Source organism: Shewanella sp. MTB7, from assembly GCF_027571385.1.
GTDB lineage: Bacteria > Pseudomonadota > Gammaproteobacteria > Enterobacterales > Shewanellaceae > Shewanella.
This window is the reverse complement of the sequence record NZ_CP085636.1, coordinates 3,880,889-3,895,978: the sequence shown is the minus strand read 5'-3', so window position 1 is coordinate 3,895,978 and position 15,090 is coordinate 3,880,889. Positions and strand designations below refer to the sequence as shown.

The window sequence follows — 15,090 nt, the reverse complement described above, 5'->3', positions numbered from 1 at the left end:
ATAATTAAATTGATTACCTTTTATGGTGACTCTTAGAATGTCTCAAACCTATACTTGATGACATTTTAGGGTACACTAATGCCAATAATTTAAAGATAAAAGCAGTTATGGCAGCTAAAGCAACGGTTTACAAAGTAAATTTACAGATAGCCGATATGGATCGTGGCTACTATCAAGATCACCATTTCACCTTGGCTCAGCATCCTTCTGAAACTGATTCCAGAATGATGCTACGTTTGCTAGCGTTCGCAATGAATGCCAGCGATACCTTAGAGTTCAGTAAGGGACTGAGTGTTGAAGATGAACCTGAGTTATGGGAGAAGTCGTTAATTGGCGATATAGAACTCTGGATTGAGTTTGGTCAAAGTGATGAAAAGTGGATCAGAAAGGCGTGTGGCCGCTCTAAACAAGTTCAATTGTTTGCTTATGGCGGACGTAGTGTACCAATCTGGTGGCAGCAAAATGAGCAAAGTTTTACTCGTTATCAAAATCTTAAGGTATGGAATATTCCAGAAGATGCCGTTAAAGAGATGGGCGAACTTGTGAGTAGGAGCATGAAGCTGCAATATAATATCAGTGAAGGGCAGGTGTGGGTTTCAACCGATGAAGCGAGTGTGTTGGTTGAGCCTGAGATTCTAAAAGAGTAATCACATCAATTCCACTAAGATAAATAAAATCGTCAATTAAAGAAGCCAGTCACTAGGACTGGCTTTTTAGTGGGCGAAGATAAACCGATAGGTTTATGTCTCTTCGATTATTCCTTCATCCCCTTTACCTTTCGTTTTAAGCATAACTAAGGCGGTAATAATGGCAGTTGAAACTAAGCCCGCGACAGTTGAAATTGTCATTGGTAAGCCTGCACCGAGAGTTTGTGAACTGAGTAGAAAGCTAATTACTACCGTTGTCATAAACATTGCCGGAATCGTACAGATCCAATGGAGTTTATTGTGGCGCAGTAGATAAGCAGAAGCAGTCCATAGCATCATCACTGCCGTCGTTTGGTTGGCAACACCAAAGTAGCGCCAGATAACACCAAAATCTACTTGGGTTAAAATTGCGCCCATAATGAATAGTGGGATAGCAAGTAACAAACGTTTTGGTAGTGCAGTTTGCGGCATTTTAAAGAATTCAGCTAAGATCAAACGAGCTGAGCGGAAAGCGGTATCACCAGAGGTAATAGGGAGAATTATCACACCTAAGATAGCCATAAATCCGCCAACGGCACCAAGAAGTCCGGTAGAGGCTTCATACACTACGTTAGCAGGGTTACCTGCCATACCTTCATTTAATCCCTGTACGCCGCCGAAGAAAGAAAGTGCGATAGCACACCAGATCAAAGCAATGACACCTTCACCTATCATGGCACCAAAGAAAACAAAGCGACCATTTGATTCATTTTCAACACAACGAGCCATTAACGGTGATTGAGTCGCATGGAAACCAGATACAGCACCACAGGCAATCGTGATAAACAGCGCTGGCCACAGTGGCATATCATTCGGATTTAAGTTTGTTAGGAAATCTTTAGCTTCAAAACCTGGAAGCAAGGTGTGTTCGCTTGATACTACGATAGCAATCGTTAATCCGATTGACATGAAAAAGAGTAAAGCGCCGAAGAAAGGATAAAGTCTTCCTATTATCTTATCGACTGGTACAACAGTGGCGATAAGATAGTAAGTGAAAATAATACCAACGAAAATTGAGACATCCCATCCAGTCAGCTTACCTAATAAGCCAGCCGGAGCTGAGATAAATACTACGCCAACAAGCAGCAACAGAATGATGGCGAAGACGTTCATAAAGTGCTTAGCACCTTTACCTAAATATTTTCCAGCCAGATGAGGAACTGACTGGCCACCGTTGCGAACCGATAGCATACCAGAGAAGTAATCATGAGTCGCTCCGGCAAAGATGCAACCGAATACAATCCATAGCATGGCTGCTGGACCATAAAGAGCACCAAGAATTGGACCAAATATTGGGCCAACACCTGCGATATTTAATAGTTGAATAAGGTAGACTTTACCCTTAGACATAGGCACGAAATCGACGCCATCGGTGTTTGTAAATGCCGGGGTTTGGCGTTGAGAATTTATGCCGAATACTTTTTCAACAAATTTACCATAGATAAAGTATCCGCCAATAAGTAGGCCAACACACATTAAAAACCACATCATAATTACAATCTCCCATGTTCAGTTGCTGAGATTGTAAAGATTTACTGAAAAGAGGATAAGTGTAAAAGTGGTCAGTGGTCGCTTTAGCTGACTAAGCGGTATTAAACATCAGCTAAGTGGTATCGCGATCACTGATCATTTTCCTTAGAGAGTTACTGAAAACCAAACAGTTGTTTTAATGGTTTAAGGTAGCGCCGAGATACGGGAACTTTAGCGCCTGATACTGTTGTGACTTCGGCGCCTGTCTCCTGTACTTCTATTTCAGATACTGCATCAGGTTTGATCAGATATTGTCTGTGACACCTAACAAGTGATGTCTTCTCTTCAAGTACTTTCAGGGTTAAGTGAGTGTGTACAAGTTCTTTATTGGTTGCGACATGAATACCACTGAGATCGCTAAAAATGTATTCAACTTCACTTAATGCTAATACTTTTAACTTTGTTCCTGTGTAGCAGGGGAGATGTGTAAGTTGTGCAGGCGCGAGTATGCTGACGGGTTTAGGACTGATATTTTTTCTGAGTTTAGTTAATGTCTGTGCTAATCGCATCTCATCTATGGGCTTTAGCAAGTAATCAAAAGCATGATTATCGAAAGCTTTGATGGCAAATTCATCAAACGCTGTGACAAATACAATAGAGGGCATAGTATCAGGATCTAACATGCCAATGAGTTCCATTCCTGTGATTCTAGGCATTTGAATATCTAAAAAGACAAGCTGTGGTTTGAGTTTTGTGATCATCTGTAGGGCTTCGATGGCATTACTGCATTGGCCAATGATCTCAATATCGGCATGTTCGCTAAGCAGGTCTACTAACTCTTCACGGGCGAAAAGTTCATCGTCAACGATGATGGATGTGATCACTTTTCTGCTCCGGAGTAAGGTAATTGAATAGTAACTCTAGTGTAAACATCAGCTTCACAATCGACCTTTAGACCATATTCTGAACCAAATTGATTCTGTATTCGTTTATGCACTAGATTCATTCCCAAGCCTTCAGAGTTCTCTTTGAGTTGATAAAGGCCCGCATTATCAGTTACCTCTAGCAGTAATAGATCTTCATGAATTATAGCTGTGACCTTGATAATTCCCTTATCAAGCATGTGAGATGTGCCATGCTTGACCGCATTCTCAATGATGGGTTGTAATGTAAAAGCGGGAAGACGATAGTGATGAAGCTCGTTGGATATATGAATTGTGACTTCTAGTCTGTCGATAAAGCGGGCTTTCTCTATTGCTAAGTAAGACTCTATATGTTCCAGCTCATCGTCGAGTGTTATTAAGCCTGTAGTGCGTTTTAAATTGATTCGCAGAAATTGGGCTAGTTGTTGGATTAACAGCCTTGCTTTTAGTGGATCTCTTTTTATGATTGCAGCTATTGTATTGAGTGCGTTGAACAAAAAATGTGGATTGACTTGAGCCTGCAGTAATTTCAACTCAGCTTGGGTCAGTAGATTTTGTTGTTGTTCAAACCGACCAAATAGAATTTGATTCGAGAGCAACTTACCAATTCCTTCACCTAAGGTGCGATTAATATTCAGGAAAAGTTTGTTTTTCGGCTCATAGAGCTTGATGGTGCCAATGACTTGAGTTTCACTGCGGAGGGGGATCACTAAACTTGAACCTAATTTACATTGGGATGAGATGGAACAGGCATAAGCGACATTAACTCCGTCGGCGAACATGACACAATTATTATCGATGGCTTCTTGGGTTATCTTCGATGATATTGGCGTTCCAGGGATATGGTGATCGGCGCCTGCACCAATAAATGCCAATAATTTTTCGGTATCGGTGATGGCAACTGCACCTACATTGGTCTCTTCTAAGATTATTCGAGCAATTTCGGCGCTGCTTCTTTGATCGAAACCTTTGGATAATATGCCAACGCTACGTTCTGCAATTTTGAGTGCTTTAGTTGAAAATACCGATGACATCTTATCAAACATGGCTTTTTGATCCCGTACCATGCTCATAAAAAGTGCAGCACCTACCGAGTTGATCAGTAACATAGGTATCGCTATCTGTTTAACTAAAGACCAGGCATCTCCAAAGGGTTGAGCAACGAGTAATATCACTGCCATTTGTAGCAGTTCAGCGGAAAAAGTGACTAAAAAAACCAGTAGTGGAGCATAAATTAACTCTCCTTTGCCTTGTTTTCTGAGATAGAGGCTGATGACACCTGCAGATAATCCCTCAAGTGTCGTTGAGATGGCACAAGCCAGATCGGTAAAACCTCCCATGCTATATCTATGCAAGCCGCCTGTGAGCCCAACTAGAAATCCCGTTACAGGGCCACCGAGTAAACCACCAAGCACTGCCCCCATAGCTCGAGTATTGGCTAATGCATCATTAGTGTGTTCACCGAAATAGGTGGCCATAATACAAAAGCTTGAAAAGGTGAGATAGATAAATATCTTATGGGGAAGCCGAGTGGCTGCTTCTGAGAAAAATTTAAACAGTGGTGTCTTGCTGACAAGGTACACTATCACCAGATATAGGCTCATCTGTTGTGTTAAAAGCAAGATTAATGACATCGGTATCTATCCTAATAAATGATAGGGTTATTTTGCCAGAGCATTGGAAAATTGCAAAATAGAGTATTATGGTTTCCACTCAACAGTGAGGCGTTGAGCATAGTCTTAATATAAGGCAGAACAATTATTTGAAGACCATAATATCTGAGACTTGTAAGTAGCGCGATCGATATATGGCCTGAAATGGTGGGGTATCTTGAGGTTTTAATGCGCATTTTCAGATAGTTTGGGTACGATATGTTCGGGGGGCATTTTCAGTAATTGTCTTTTCTCGTCAGATCATTTTACTTCTCACCATTGCTTATTATCTGGCGTTTTTCTGAGTCACATTTATCAAAAAAATAGTGAATTAAGATCCGTACCAAACGAGATTTTGCTATTTCTGATTGTGTTGCTAAATCGTCTAAAATAATAATGGCATCTTCAGTCAATGAGAAGGTTGCATGTTTAAATATTTTTGTCGAATGTTTATCCAAACCATTTAACTGCGCTTGTTTAAGTTTTTTTCTGTTACGACTGACGGCACTTTGTTGTCCAAAAGCATAGCTGTTGGCATTTTCTATAAAGTCATCGACAGAGATAGAATCCTGTGGGGACTTCTTTTTTCTTCGTTTGAGATCAGTTAAGCTCATAGCAGTTTTCTGGCTCTATAGCGAAAATTTCATCGGCGATGGCAACGATCTCTATCGCGGCTTTACCTTCTGGTTCTATCTCCATAACCGATGCACCTTGCTCTTCACTGTCGTCATAGATATTTCTACTGAAAGTCACTGAGTTCAATACCCTAAGACCAAAGGATTGTACAACCTCTTTGGCCTCAAGAATTCGTTTATATTGGCTTGGAAGTGAAGGGCATTGTGTCATGACGATACAAGCTACCATCTTAGGGTTAACCATTTTACATGTACTGAGCATATCTTCCATATGAGGAAGTGTTTTGAGATCCCGGCGTTTAGGTCTTAAGGGAAGTAAAACATAAGTCGCGACAGACATTGCCGCTCGCATGGCGAGGTTATCTTGTCCTCCACAGTCAACAATCACGTAATCAAACCTTTCATCTTGACTGAGAAGGTCGTTACGAATTTTTCCGTAGAGTTGAATACAGTTGATGGTTGGAAGCTCTGGATCCTCATTACGGGCTTGGATCCAATCAGAGGTTGTTCGTTGGGGATCACAATCGACCATCAGCACATTTGCCTGATATTTCTGGGTAATATGAACGGCCAGATTCTGAGCTAAGCAGCTTTTTCCTGCTCCACCCTTTTCACCACCCACGAGCATTATCATATAAGCATCTCCATGACATTTCTTCTTATTATCCGAGGATTATTAAGTAGAATAAGTATAGAACAGACTCTTTGATGCTGCTGAAAACTAGTCGGAAAATGAAATAGATTCTTTAATTGAAACCAATTAGCTGAATAGCAATGTGGTAAGCATCGTCAATATCTTTGCTACGACAGACTTGGCCTTTGACTGTGTGTTTACTTCCTTCATTATCAGGGTTAAATGTAATATTGAGTAATGAACCTAGAGTAAAGTTGCCACTGTACATTAGGAGTACACCGCGTCGAGATAGGTCAATACATCTTGCCATTGCAACTTGTTCGTGCCCATTTTCATCGAGCCAGATTAACTCTACTTTATCGGACTCCATATCGATTCTTAAAGATTGACGCTTCTCTTCAATATCTTCCATTTGCACATCCTTGATATATTCACCCTTTTAAACGTAGCATGTTTATCAAGTTAAAAACAAAAATTAAATAGGATGGTTTAGTGTTGTTTTTTTGAGGAAACTCAGCCTAAAGCTGGCTGAGTTTATGTTCAATTTTCTGTCGTATTAATCTTCGCTTTTTGGGTATGGAAGCTTGAGCTGCCCCCATCGAATAATAATCACTGTGGATGCGAGTATCAAAGTGGCCATTGCGATGGCGATGATTCGCCAGTCACTCATTCCTTTCATATCCAAAATAAGATAACGAGCGAGAGCAACTATCGCAATATAAAGCGGCATACGAACAGGTAACTTTCCTGATTCGATATAGTTGGCAACCATGGCCAACACTTCTAAGTAGATGAATAGAAGAAGAAGATCTGCAAGACTAACCCTGCCAACCTCAAAAATATGAAATATTTCTTGCCCAATTGCGACTATGGTTGCTAATGCAATGATAAACAATACGAGATGTTCAACTGCCTTTAAGCTTTTGGAACTATATCGTTGGTATGCTGATCTCATGGTTGCCTCTGAATAATTTTTTTCAATGGTATCAGGATTTACATTCTATTCTTGTCTATATCTGTGACGCTTTTCACAATAATACCAATCGACAAGGTAAATGACACCTATCATGAAGCTGAGCATTAATTCAAGGGGAATAGATACAGAAAAGCCATCCTGTTGGATGGCTCTCTATGACACTATTTACATCTGTTTTATGCATACTCAAGCGGTTTGGGAATATATTAACGCTTAAGTGCTTCACTCAACAGTGGACGAGCCGTTTTGACAATTGCAGAGGTTACTTTAGGCGAACCTGCAATGATGTTGCCAGAGGTCATGTACTCATGGTTTCCAGTAAAGTCAGTAACGGTACCGCCTGCTTCACGAACCAGCAGGTCACCTGCAGCTATATCCCAAGGCTTAAGGCCAATTTCGAAGAAACCATCAACACGACCTGCAGCTACATAAGCTAGATCAAGAGCGGCAGAACCTGCACGACGTAAATCAGCACATTGTGTGAATAGTTCACTCAATATTTTCATGTAAGTTTCTGTGTGCTGTTTTGCTTTGAAAGGAAAGCCGGTCGCAATAATTGTTTCGCTAAGTTCGTTTCTTTTAGATACGCGCATCCGGAATTCGTTGTACTTAGCACCTTTACCGCGCAGAGCCGAAAATAGCTCATCGCGGATAGGATCATATACTACAGCGACCTCAGTTTTGCCCTTGTATTGCAGTGCAATAGAAACTGCAAAGTGAGGAATGCCTCTAACAAAGTTGTTAGTGCCATCCAGAGGGTCAATAATCCAAACGTAATCTTTATTTGCGCCTTTGTTCTCACCATTTTCTTCACCTACTATGGTGTGATCAGGATAAGATTTACGGATCTGATAAATAATAGCTGCTTCAGCTTCTTTGTCTACGTTAGTCACGTAATCATTGATACCTTTCGCTGTAACTTCGACTTTATCGAGTTCAGCGAAAGCACGTATAATTGTTTGGCCGGCAGCGCGGGCAGCGCGCACAGCAATAGTTTGCATTGGATACATTGCAATCCCCTGGATGTTAAAGAACAGATATAAATAATCGGGGCGCATTATACCTGAGCTATGCTTAAAAGCAAACTGTGCTCTGGTTGACTTTGGTCTTGCTCTCGTGGATTACTGGTGTGATTATATGAAATACTGATTTAAGTATTAAAATTTCACACTCCGCTGTGATAATATTATTTTCTGTGTTCCGTCATCAAAATTAAGTAGTTTCATGCTCAGCAATATTCGCGTAGTACTCGTTGGTACATCTCATCCTGGGAACATAGGTTCCACAGCCCGTGCAATGAAAACCATGGGACTTTCCACTCTTTATCTCGCGGAACCGCGAGTTGAACCTGATGGTCAATCAATAGCCCTTGCCGCTGGCGCATCGGATATCCTTAAACATGCTGTCACCGTAGACAGTGTTGCTGAAGCAATTGCAGATTGCAGTTTAGTGATAGCAACCAGTGCCAGAAGTCGTACACTAGATTGGCCTATGCTAGAACCAAGAGAAGCCGGTGAGAAGCTCGTTTCTTCAGCGTTAACAGGGCCTGTTGCGATTGTTTTTGGTAGGGAAAATAATGGGTTAAGTAATGAGGAATTACAAAAGTGCAATTATCACGTTGCTATTCCTGCTAACCCAGAATATACCTCTTTGAACTTAGCACAAGCGGTGCAAATTATCTGTTATGAGGCGAGAGTAGCCCATCTCGCTCAGGTTCAGCGAGATTTTGAAAACACAAAGCCTGCGGATTATATTGAACCTGTGGATGAATATCCATTTGCACAAGAGCGTGAGAACTTCTTCGATCATCTTGAAGATACACTGCTAAAAACAGGGTTTATTGTTAAGCAACACCCAGGACAAGTGATGACCAAGTTACGTCGTCTATTTAGTCGGGCAAGGCTTGAAAGACAAGAGATGAATATTTTGCGTGGCATGTTGACTTCAATCGATAAAAAAATGACCAAGAAAGACGAAGAATAGTCATAAGGAGTCGATAACAATGGGAGTGATAGCTAGGCTTAAAGATGATATCGCCTCGATATATCATCGCGATCCTGCAGCCCACGGTAGATTAGAGGTGTTGTTGAATTATCCGGGGATGCAGGCGATATGGATCCACAGAGTTAGTCATAAACTTTGGTTGCGTCAATGGCGGCTCACCTCTCGTTGTTTATCTACTTTTTCCCGCTGGTTAACTGGGGTTGAGATTCACCCCGGTGCACGTATTGGTGATCGTTTCTTTATCGACCATGGTATGGGGGTTGTCATTGGTGAGACGGCTGAAATCGGAGATGACTGTACTCTCTATCATGGCGTGACATTAGGTGGTACGACTTGGCAAGCAGGTAAACGTCACCCTACGTTAGGCAATAACGTGGTTATTGGCGCTGGGGCTCAAATTCTCGGCCCTATCACTATGCATGATGGTGCTCGGGTTGGGTCTAATTCTGTGGTAGTTAAAGATGTACCAAAGGATACCACGGTTGTCGGGATCCCCGCTCGAGTGGTATCGACACCGAGTGATATCAGCAAAGAACAGTCCAAAAGACGCAGTGAAATGGCAAAGAAATATGGGTTCGATGCTTATGCCGTATCCCCAGATAATCCAGATCCCGTTGCCAATGCGATTGGTCAAATGTTAGATCATATGCATTTGATGGATTCTAAGGTTCAGGAAGTGTGCCAAGCGGTGCAAACTCTCGGTGGCAGTGTTTGCACTGATAAACTGCCGGAGTTAGCCGTGGATGATTTCAGTGATGTTGAACATGCAGCAGCACAGAAAAGAAAGAAAGCGATTGATGAGTTTGATCCCATAATCTGAGTTTTAGTGAGGGTTATGGTAAAGAGTCGTTGAAAAAATTGAGTAAAACAGGTTAAATACCCCACCAAACTCAGGGGTAAATTTTGTTAAAGAGTTGAATGTCAGACTGACAATCACATTGGGTTAGTACTTGACTATATTACTGGGTTTAATACTTGACTAAATCACTCGGGTATGTTTGAATTCACTTAAGCATTTTTGGGAGCTGTAGTCGCTATGAAACTTACATCAAAAGGTCGGTATGCCGTTACAGCCATGTTAGATGTTGCTATGCATTCAACTTCTGGTCCGGTTCCGTTGGCCGATATTTCCGAGCGTCAAGGAATTTCACTTTCTTACCTCGAACAACTTTTCGCAAAACTCAGAAAGCAAGGATTGGTTTCTAGTGTCAGGGGACCTGGCGGTGGTTACCGTTTGGGCGCTGATGCCGGTGAGATATCTGTAGGAATGGTGGTGCGCGCTGTGGATGAATCTGTGGATGCAACACGCTGTCAAGGGCAAGGGAATTGTCAAAATGGTACACGTTGTCTTACTCATTCGCTTTGGGGTGACCTGAGCAAACAGATTTCAGATTTTTTAAATGGTATTAGTCTTGCGGGTTTAATGACGAAACGAGATGTGCAGTTTATTTCTATAAAACAAGATGAAATACAACAGGAACAAAGAGTAACACTATAAGTTAACTTTGTTATTTAATAATATTTTTTGTACTTTGTTCGACCTTACTCAAGGTTACGCTGTACGGAGTGTGTAATGAAGCTTCCTATCTATTTAGATTATGCTGCGACTACGCCGGTTGATCCCCGTGTTGCAGAAAAAATGATGCAGTGCATGACGATGGACGGCATCTTTGGTAACCCAGCATCACGTTCTCATCGTTATGGCTGGCAGGCTGAAGAAGCGGTTGATATTGCCCGTAACCAAGTTGCGGATCTCATTAATGCAGACCCGCGCGAAATCGTGTTTACATCCGGTGCAACTGAGTCAGATAACTTAGCGATTAAAGGTGTTGCTCACTTCTACCAGAAGAAAGGGAAGCACATCATTACCAGTAAGACAGAACATAAGGCTGTACTTGACACCTGTCGTCAGCTTGAGCGGGAAGGTTTTGAAGTGACTTACCTTGCTCCTGAAGCAAACGGAATTATCTCGTTAGCAACAATAGAAGCTGCAATGCGTGAAGATACTATTCTTGTCAGTATTATGCATGTAAACAATGAGATTGGTGTTATTCATGACATCGATGCTATTGGTGAATTATGCCGTAGTAAGAAAATTATTTTACATGTAGATGCTGCACAGAGTGCAGGTAAGTTACCTATTGATGTTCAGACGACTAAAGTTGATCTTATTTCTATTTCGGCCCATAAAATGTACGGGCCAAAAGGTATTGGTGCATTGTATGTTCGTCGTAAGCCGCGTATTCGTTTAGAGGCAACTATGCATGGTGGCGGACATGAGCGTGGTATGCGCAGTGGCACATTAGCAACTCATCAGATTGTAGGTATGGGTGAAGCCGCTGCTATCGCTAAAGCGGATATGGCGTCTGATAATGCACGTATCGCTGGGTTACGCGATCGTTTGTGGAATGGCGTTAAAGGTATCGAAGAAACTTATATTAACGGTGATGCTGATCAACGTTACTGTGGCAACTTAAATGTCAGCTTCAACTTTGTTGAAGGTGAGTCATTAATGATGGCACTTAAAGATTTAGCTGTTTCATCAGGCTCAGCCTGTACTTCTGCAAGTTTAGAGCCTAGCTATGTACTTCGTGCGCTTGGCTTAAATGATGAGATGGCACACAGTTCAATTCGATTTTCTATTGGTCGCTTCACGACCGAAGAAGAGATTGATCACGCAATTGAAACAATTAATAAATCTATTGATGGTTTACGGGAGATGTCTCCACTTTGGGAGATGTTTAAAGATGGAATCGATCTTGAACAGGTTCAATGGGCTCACCATTAATCCGTCGTTAATCAATAAGTAATCAATAGAATATTGGAGTAGTATCATGGCTTACAGCGAAAAAGTACTCGATCATTATGAAAACCCACGTAATGTAGGGTCTTTCGACAAAAATGATCCATCGGTTGTTACCGGTATGGTTGGCGCGCCAGCTTGTGGTGACGTAATGAAACTTCAACTTAAAATTGGTGCTGATGGCATAATTGAAGATGCTAAGTTCAAAACTTATGGTTGCGGCAGTGCGATTGCTTCGAGCTCACTTGTGACTGAGTGGGTTAAAGGTAAGACAATTGAAGAAGCGGGTGCAATCAAAAATACTGATATTGCTGAAGAGCTTGCTCTACCTCCAGTGAAAATTCACTGCTCAATTTTAGCCGAAGATGCAATTAAAGCGGCAATTGATGATTATAAATCAAAGCAAAATAAGTAATTTTCGGAGTTAAGATGGCTATTTCAATGACTCCAGCAGCTGCCGAACGTGTTAAAAGTTTTCTGGACAATCGCGGTAAGGGAATTGGTCTACGATTAGGGCTTAAAACATCAGGATGTTCAGGGATGGCATACATTATTGAATTTGTTGATGATTTAAACGCTGATGATGAAGTCTATGAGATCGGTGATGTCAAAATCATTATTGATGCAAAAAGTTTTATCTACCTTCAAGGTATCGAGTTAGACTTCGTCAAAGAGGGACTCAATGAAGGTTTCCAGTTTAACAACCCTAATGCTAAAGGGGAGTGTGGTTGTGGTGAAAGCTTCACAGTCTAACAGTCTAAGAATTAAACCATGAACTATTTTGAGTTGTTTAGTTTTACACCTGCCTACCAAATTGACACCGCCTTACTTGCAGAGCGCTATCGCGAACTGCAAAGGGCGGTTCATCCCGATAAGTTTGCTAATGCTAGTGAGCAAGATAAGCGCATTGCAGTCCAGCGAGCGGCACAAGTGAACGATGGCTTTTCAACGCTAAAAAATCCTATATTGAGAGCTGAGCATATGCTTTCATTACACGGTATTGATTTAAGTCATGAATCCACAACAGTGAAAGATACTCAGTTCCTGATGCAACAGATTGAATGGCGCGAAGCGCTTGAAGATATTGCTCAAAGCAGTGATCCAGATGCTTGTATCTCTGAGCTGGATGAATCATTTAGTGCTTATGCGAAACGAATAGAAGATAATCTGAGTTGTTTGCTAGCGAATCTTTCCGAAGAAGCGCTATTTCAAGCTGCCGATCTTATTCGTAAGCTTAAATTTATGGCAAAACTGCAAGTTGAACTCGAACGTATCGAAGATGCCTTGTTTGACTAGTTTTATACTCAAGCCATTTCAAGATGCAGAATTCAATATCTTGCGGTAGTTTGAGTATGTCACAATATTAATTTTCTTTTAATTGATTAGCTTATTATTTTTGCTATTTTTTAGGTTGGAATTTTATGGCCCTATTGCAAATCGCCGAGCCGGGACAGAGTGCCGCTCCTCATCAACATCGTCTGGCCGTAGGTATTGATTTAGGTACGACTAACTCTTTAGTTGCTGCCGTGCGTAGCGGAGTTGCAAACACCTTAGCCGATGATAACTCACACCACTCTTTACCTTCGGTAGTCAGATACACTGAAGCGAATGTTGAAGTGGGGTTTGATGCAGAGTTGAACTCAGCTAAAGATCCGCAGAATACCATTATTTCCGTTAAGCGTTTTATGGGACGCAGTCTGAGTGATATTCAGTCTGGTTCTCAAGACTTACCTTATCAATTTGAGACTAGCGAAAACGGGCTACCTCTATTTGTAACTAAGCAAGGTAAGGTTAACCCCATACAGGTTTCCGCTGAGATCTTAAAACCCTTAATCTCCCGTGCAGAAAAAACCTTAGGTGGCGAATTGGAAGGGGTGGTGATCACAGTGCCGGCCTATTTCGATGATGCACAGCGTCAAGGCACTAAGGATGCTGTAGGATTACTGGGTGTTAAAGTACTTAGGTTACTTAATGAGCCTACCGCTGCAGCGATTGCTTATGGGCTTGATTCAGGCCAGGAAGGCGTAATAGCCATCTATGATCTTGGTGGTGGAACTTTCGATATTTCTATACTGCGTTTACATAAAGGCGTATTTGAAGTGCTAGCGACCGGTGGTGATTCTGCATTAGGCGGTGACGACTTTGATCACCTTTTACATCACTATTTGTCAAATCAGTGGCAGCTTAAAGCGCTTTCTGCAACCTTGAGTCGCCAACTTTTAATAGAAGCAAGAAGAGTAAAAGAGGCGTTAACGGGTGAAGATCAAGTCATTGCGACTCTGAATCTAGACGATGGAACTCAATTGAGTCACGCGGTAACTAAAACGGCATTTGAGACATTAATCAGTTCGCTGGTTAAAAAAACGGTTAGTAGTTGTCGCCGTGCGCTTCGTGACGCTGGAATTAAGGCTGATGAAGTACTTGAAACTGTCATGGTCGGTGGTTCAACTCGAGTACCGCTTGTGCGTGAGTTGGTTGAACACTTTTTCGCTAAAAAACCATTAACTTCAATTGACCCTGATAGGGTTGTTGCGATTGGTGCTGCCATTCAAGCAGATATTCTTGTCGGCAATAAACCTGAGTCAGATCTGTTACTTCTCGATGTTCTTCCTCTGTCATTAGGCATCGAGACTATGGGCGGGCTTGTTGAAAAGATAGTATCGCGTAATACTACTATTCCCGTCGCTAAGGCACAGGAGTTCACCACATTTAAAGATGGCCAAACGGCAATGGCTTTTCATGTGGTTCAAGGTGAGCGTGAACTTGTTGATGATTGCCGCTCCTTAGCAAGGTTCACCCTGCAAGGCATTCCTCCGTTGGCAGCAGGTGCGGCTCATATCAGAGTCACTTTTCAGGTCGATGCAGATGGATTGTTAAGTGTTACTGCAATGGAAAAATCGACTGGCGTTCAATCTAGCATTCAAGTTAAGCCCTCTTTTGGGTTAACTGACGAAGAGATTGGCACCATGCTCAAAGACTCTATGGCGAATGCGAAAGAGGACATTACAAGGCGTATGCTTGCTGAGCAAAAAGTGGAAGCTGCTAGAGTGTTAGAAACCTTAAGCGCCGCGCTGCAAAAAGATGCCGACCTCTTATCTGAGGACGAGCATAGCTTGATTAAGCAATGCATGGCAGCGTTGGCGCAGATTAGTAGTCAAGATGATGCAGATGCAATAGAAAAAGCCATTGAGGCTGTAGATGCTAGCACGCAAGATTTTGCGGCTAAGCGTATGGATAATTCAATCCGATTGGCACTAAAAGGCCAATCAGTTGACAGTATTTAATTGGTAATCAATAGGTAAACAAG

Annotated in this window: 17 protein-coding genes; 9 read left to right on the top strand and 8 right to left on the bottom strand. The window is 41.9% G+C overall.

Features of this window, described 5'->3' with window-relative positions:
* Nucleotides 1-107 precede the first annotated feature (107 nt).
* The gene (locus HWQ47_RS16895; protein ID WP_269967230.1) at nt 108-647 is read left to right on the top strand and encodes a YaeQ family protein; all 540 of its coding nucleotides are present in this window, start codon (nt 108-110) and stop codon (nt 645-647) included.
* Nucleotides 648-740: 93 nt separating this feature from the next.
* On the opposite strand, the gene HWQ47_RS16890 is transcribed toward HWQ47_RS16895, so the two are convergent.
* The 8 genes from HWQ47_RS16890 to suhB all read right to left on the bottom strand — a co-directional run bounded on the left by HWQ47_RS16890 (nt 741) and on the right by suhB (nt 7,986).
* Nucleotides 741-2,177: a carbon starvation CstA family protein gene (locus tag HWQ47_RS16890; RefSeq protein WP_269967229.1), complete on the bottom strand. Its 1,437-nt coding sequence runs from the start codon at nt 2,175-2,177 to the stop codon at nt 741-743.
* Between the two features lie 152 nt (nt 2,178-2,329).
* Nucleotides 2,330-3,040 (bottom strand): two-component system response regulator BtsR, encoded by a 711-nt coding sequence (gene btsR, locus HWQ47_RS16885; RefSeq protein WP_269967228.1) that lies wholly within the window; start codon nt 3,038-3,040, stop codon nt 2,330-2,332.
* Entirely contained in the window at nt 3,037-4,713 is a 1,677-nt protein-coding gene (locus HWQ47_RS16880) for a sensor histidine kinase (RefSeq protein WP_269967227.1), read from the bottom strand. Before HWQ47_RS16880 ends, btsR begins: the two co-directional genes overlap by 4 nt.
* A gap of 284 nt (nt 4,714-4,997) precedes the next feature.
* Nucleotides 4,998-5,345: a replication protein RepA gene (locus HWQ47_RS16875; protein ID WP_269967226.1), complete on the bottom strand. Its 348-nt coding sequence runs from the start codon at nt 5,343-5,345 to the stop codon at nt 4,998-5,000.
* The gene (locus HWQ47_RS16870; RefSeq protein ID WP_269967225.1) at nt 5,332-6,000 is read right to left on the bottom strand and encodes an AAA family ATPase; all 669 of its coding nucleotides are present in this window, start codon (nt 5,998-6,000) and stop codon (nt 5,332-5,334) included. Before HWQ47_RS16870 ends, HWQ47_RS16875 begins: the two co-directional genes overlap by 14 nt.
* A gap of 112 nt (nt 6,001-6,112) precedes the next feature.
* On the bottom strand, nt 6,113-6,412 hold the full coding sequence (locus HWQ47_RS16865) for a PilZ domain-containing protein (RefSeq protein ID WP_269967224.1): 300 nt from the start codon (nt 6,410-6,412) through the stop codon (nt 6,113-6,115).
* A 144-nt stretch (nt 6,413-6,556) separates the two neighbouring features.
* A complete protein-coding gene (locus HWQ47_RS16860) occupies nt 6,557-6,955 on the bottom strand; it encodes a phosphate-starvation-inducible protein PsiE (RefSeq protein ID WP_269967223.1) in 399 nt (132 codons plus the stop codon).
* 227 nt (nt 6,956-7,182) lie between these two features.
* Nucleotides 7,183-7,986, bottom strand: a complete 804-nt coding sequence (suhB, locus tag HWQ47_RS16855; protein WP_269967222.1) for an inositol-1-monophosphatase — start codon at nt 7,984-7,986, stop codon at nt 7,183-7,185.
* Between the two features lie 214 nt (nt 7,987-8,200).
* Between suhB and trmJ the strand changes: the two genes are divergently transcribed.
* The 8 genes from trmJ (at nt 8,201) to hscA (ending at nt 15,067) form a co-directional block, all read left to right on the top strand.
* The gene (trmJ, locus tag HWQ47_RS16850; RefSeq protein ID WP_269967221.1) at nt 8,201-8,959 is read left to right on the top strand and encodes a tRNA (cytosine(32)/uridine(32)-2'-O)-methyltransferase TrmJ; all 759 of its coding nucleotides are present in this window, start codon (nt 8,201-8,203) and stop codon (nt 8,957-8,959) included.
* A 19-nt stretch (nt 8,960-8,978) separates the two neighbouring features.
* Entirely contained in the window at nt 8,979-9,800 is an 822-nt protein-coding gene (cysE, locus tag HWQ47_RS16845; protein ID WP_269967220.1) for a serine O-acetyltransferase, read from the top strand.
* Nucleotides 9,801-10,016: 216 nt separating this feature from the next.
* A complete protein-coding gene (gene iscR / locus HWQ47_RS16840) occupies nt 10,017-10,478 on the top strand; it encodes a Fe-S cluster assembly transcriptional regulator IscR (RefSeq protein ID WP_269967219.1) in 462 nt (153 codons plus the stop codon).
* Nucleotides 10,479-10,553: 75 nt separating this feature from the next.
* Nucleotides 10,554-11,768 (top strand): IscS subfamily cysteine desulfurase, encoded by a 1,215-nt coding sequence (locus tag HWQ47_RS16835; protein ID WP_269967218.1) that lies wholly within the window; start codon nt 10,554-10,556, stop codon nt 11,766-11,768.
* Nucleotides 11,769-11,814: 46 nt separating this feature from the next.
* Complete coding sequence (gene iscU / locus HWQ47_RS16830; RefSeq protein ID WP_269967217.1) at nt 11,815-12,198, top strand: Fe-S cluster assembly scaffold IscU; 384 nt, start codon at nt 11,815-11,817, stop codon at nt 12,196-12,198.
* A gap of 14 nt (nt 12,199-12,212) precedes the next feature.
* Nucleotides 12,213-12,536, top strand: coding sequence for an iron-sulfur cluster assembly protein IscA (iscA, locus tag HWQ47_RS16825; RefSeq protein ID WP_269967216.1), 324 nt, complete (start codon nt 12,213-12,215; stop codon nt 12,534-12,536).
* Between the two features lie 18 nt (nt 12,537-12,554).
* A complete protein-coding gene (hscB, locus tag HWQ47_RS16820; protein ID WP_269967215.1) occupies nt 12,555-13,079 on the top strand; it encodes a co-chaperone HscB in 525 nt (174 codons plus the stop codon).
* Nucleotides 13,080-13,204: 125 nt separating this feature from the next.
* Entirely contained in the window at nt 13,205-15,067 is a 1,863-nt protein-coding gene (gene hscA, locus HWQ47_RS16815; protein ID WP_269967214.1) for a Fe-S protein assembly chaperone HscA, read from the top strand.
* Nucleotides 15,068-15,090 lie beyond the last annotated feature (23 nt).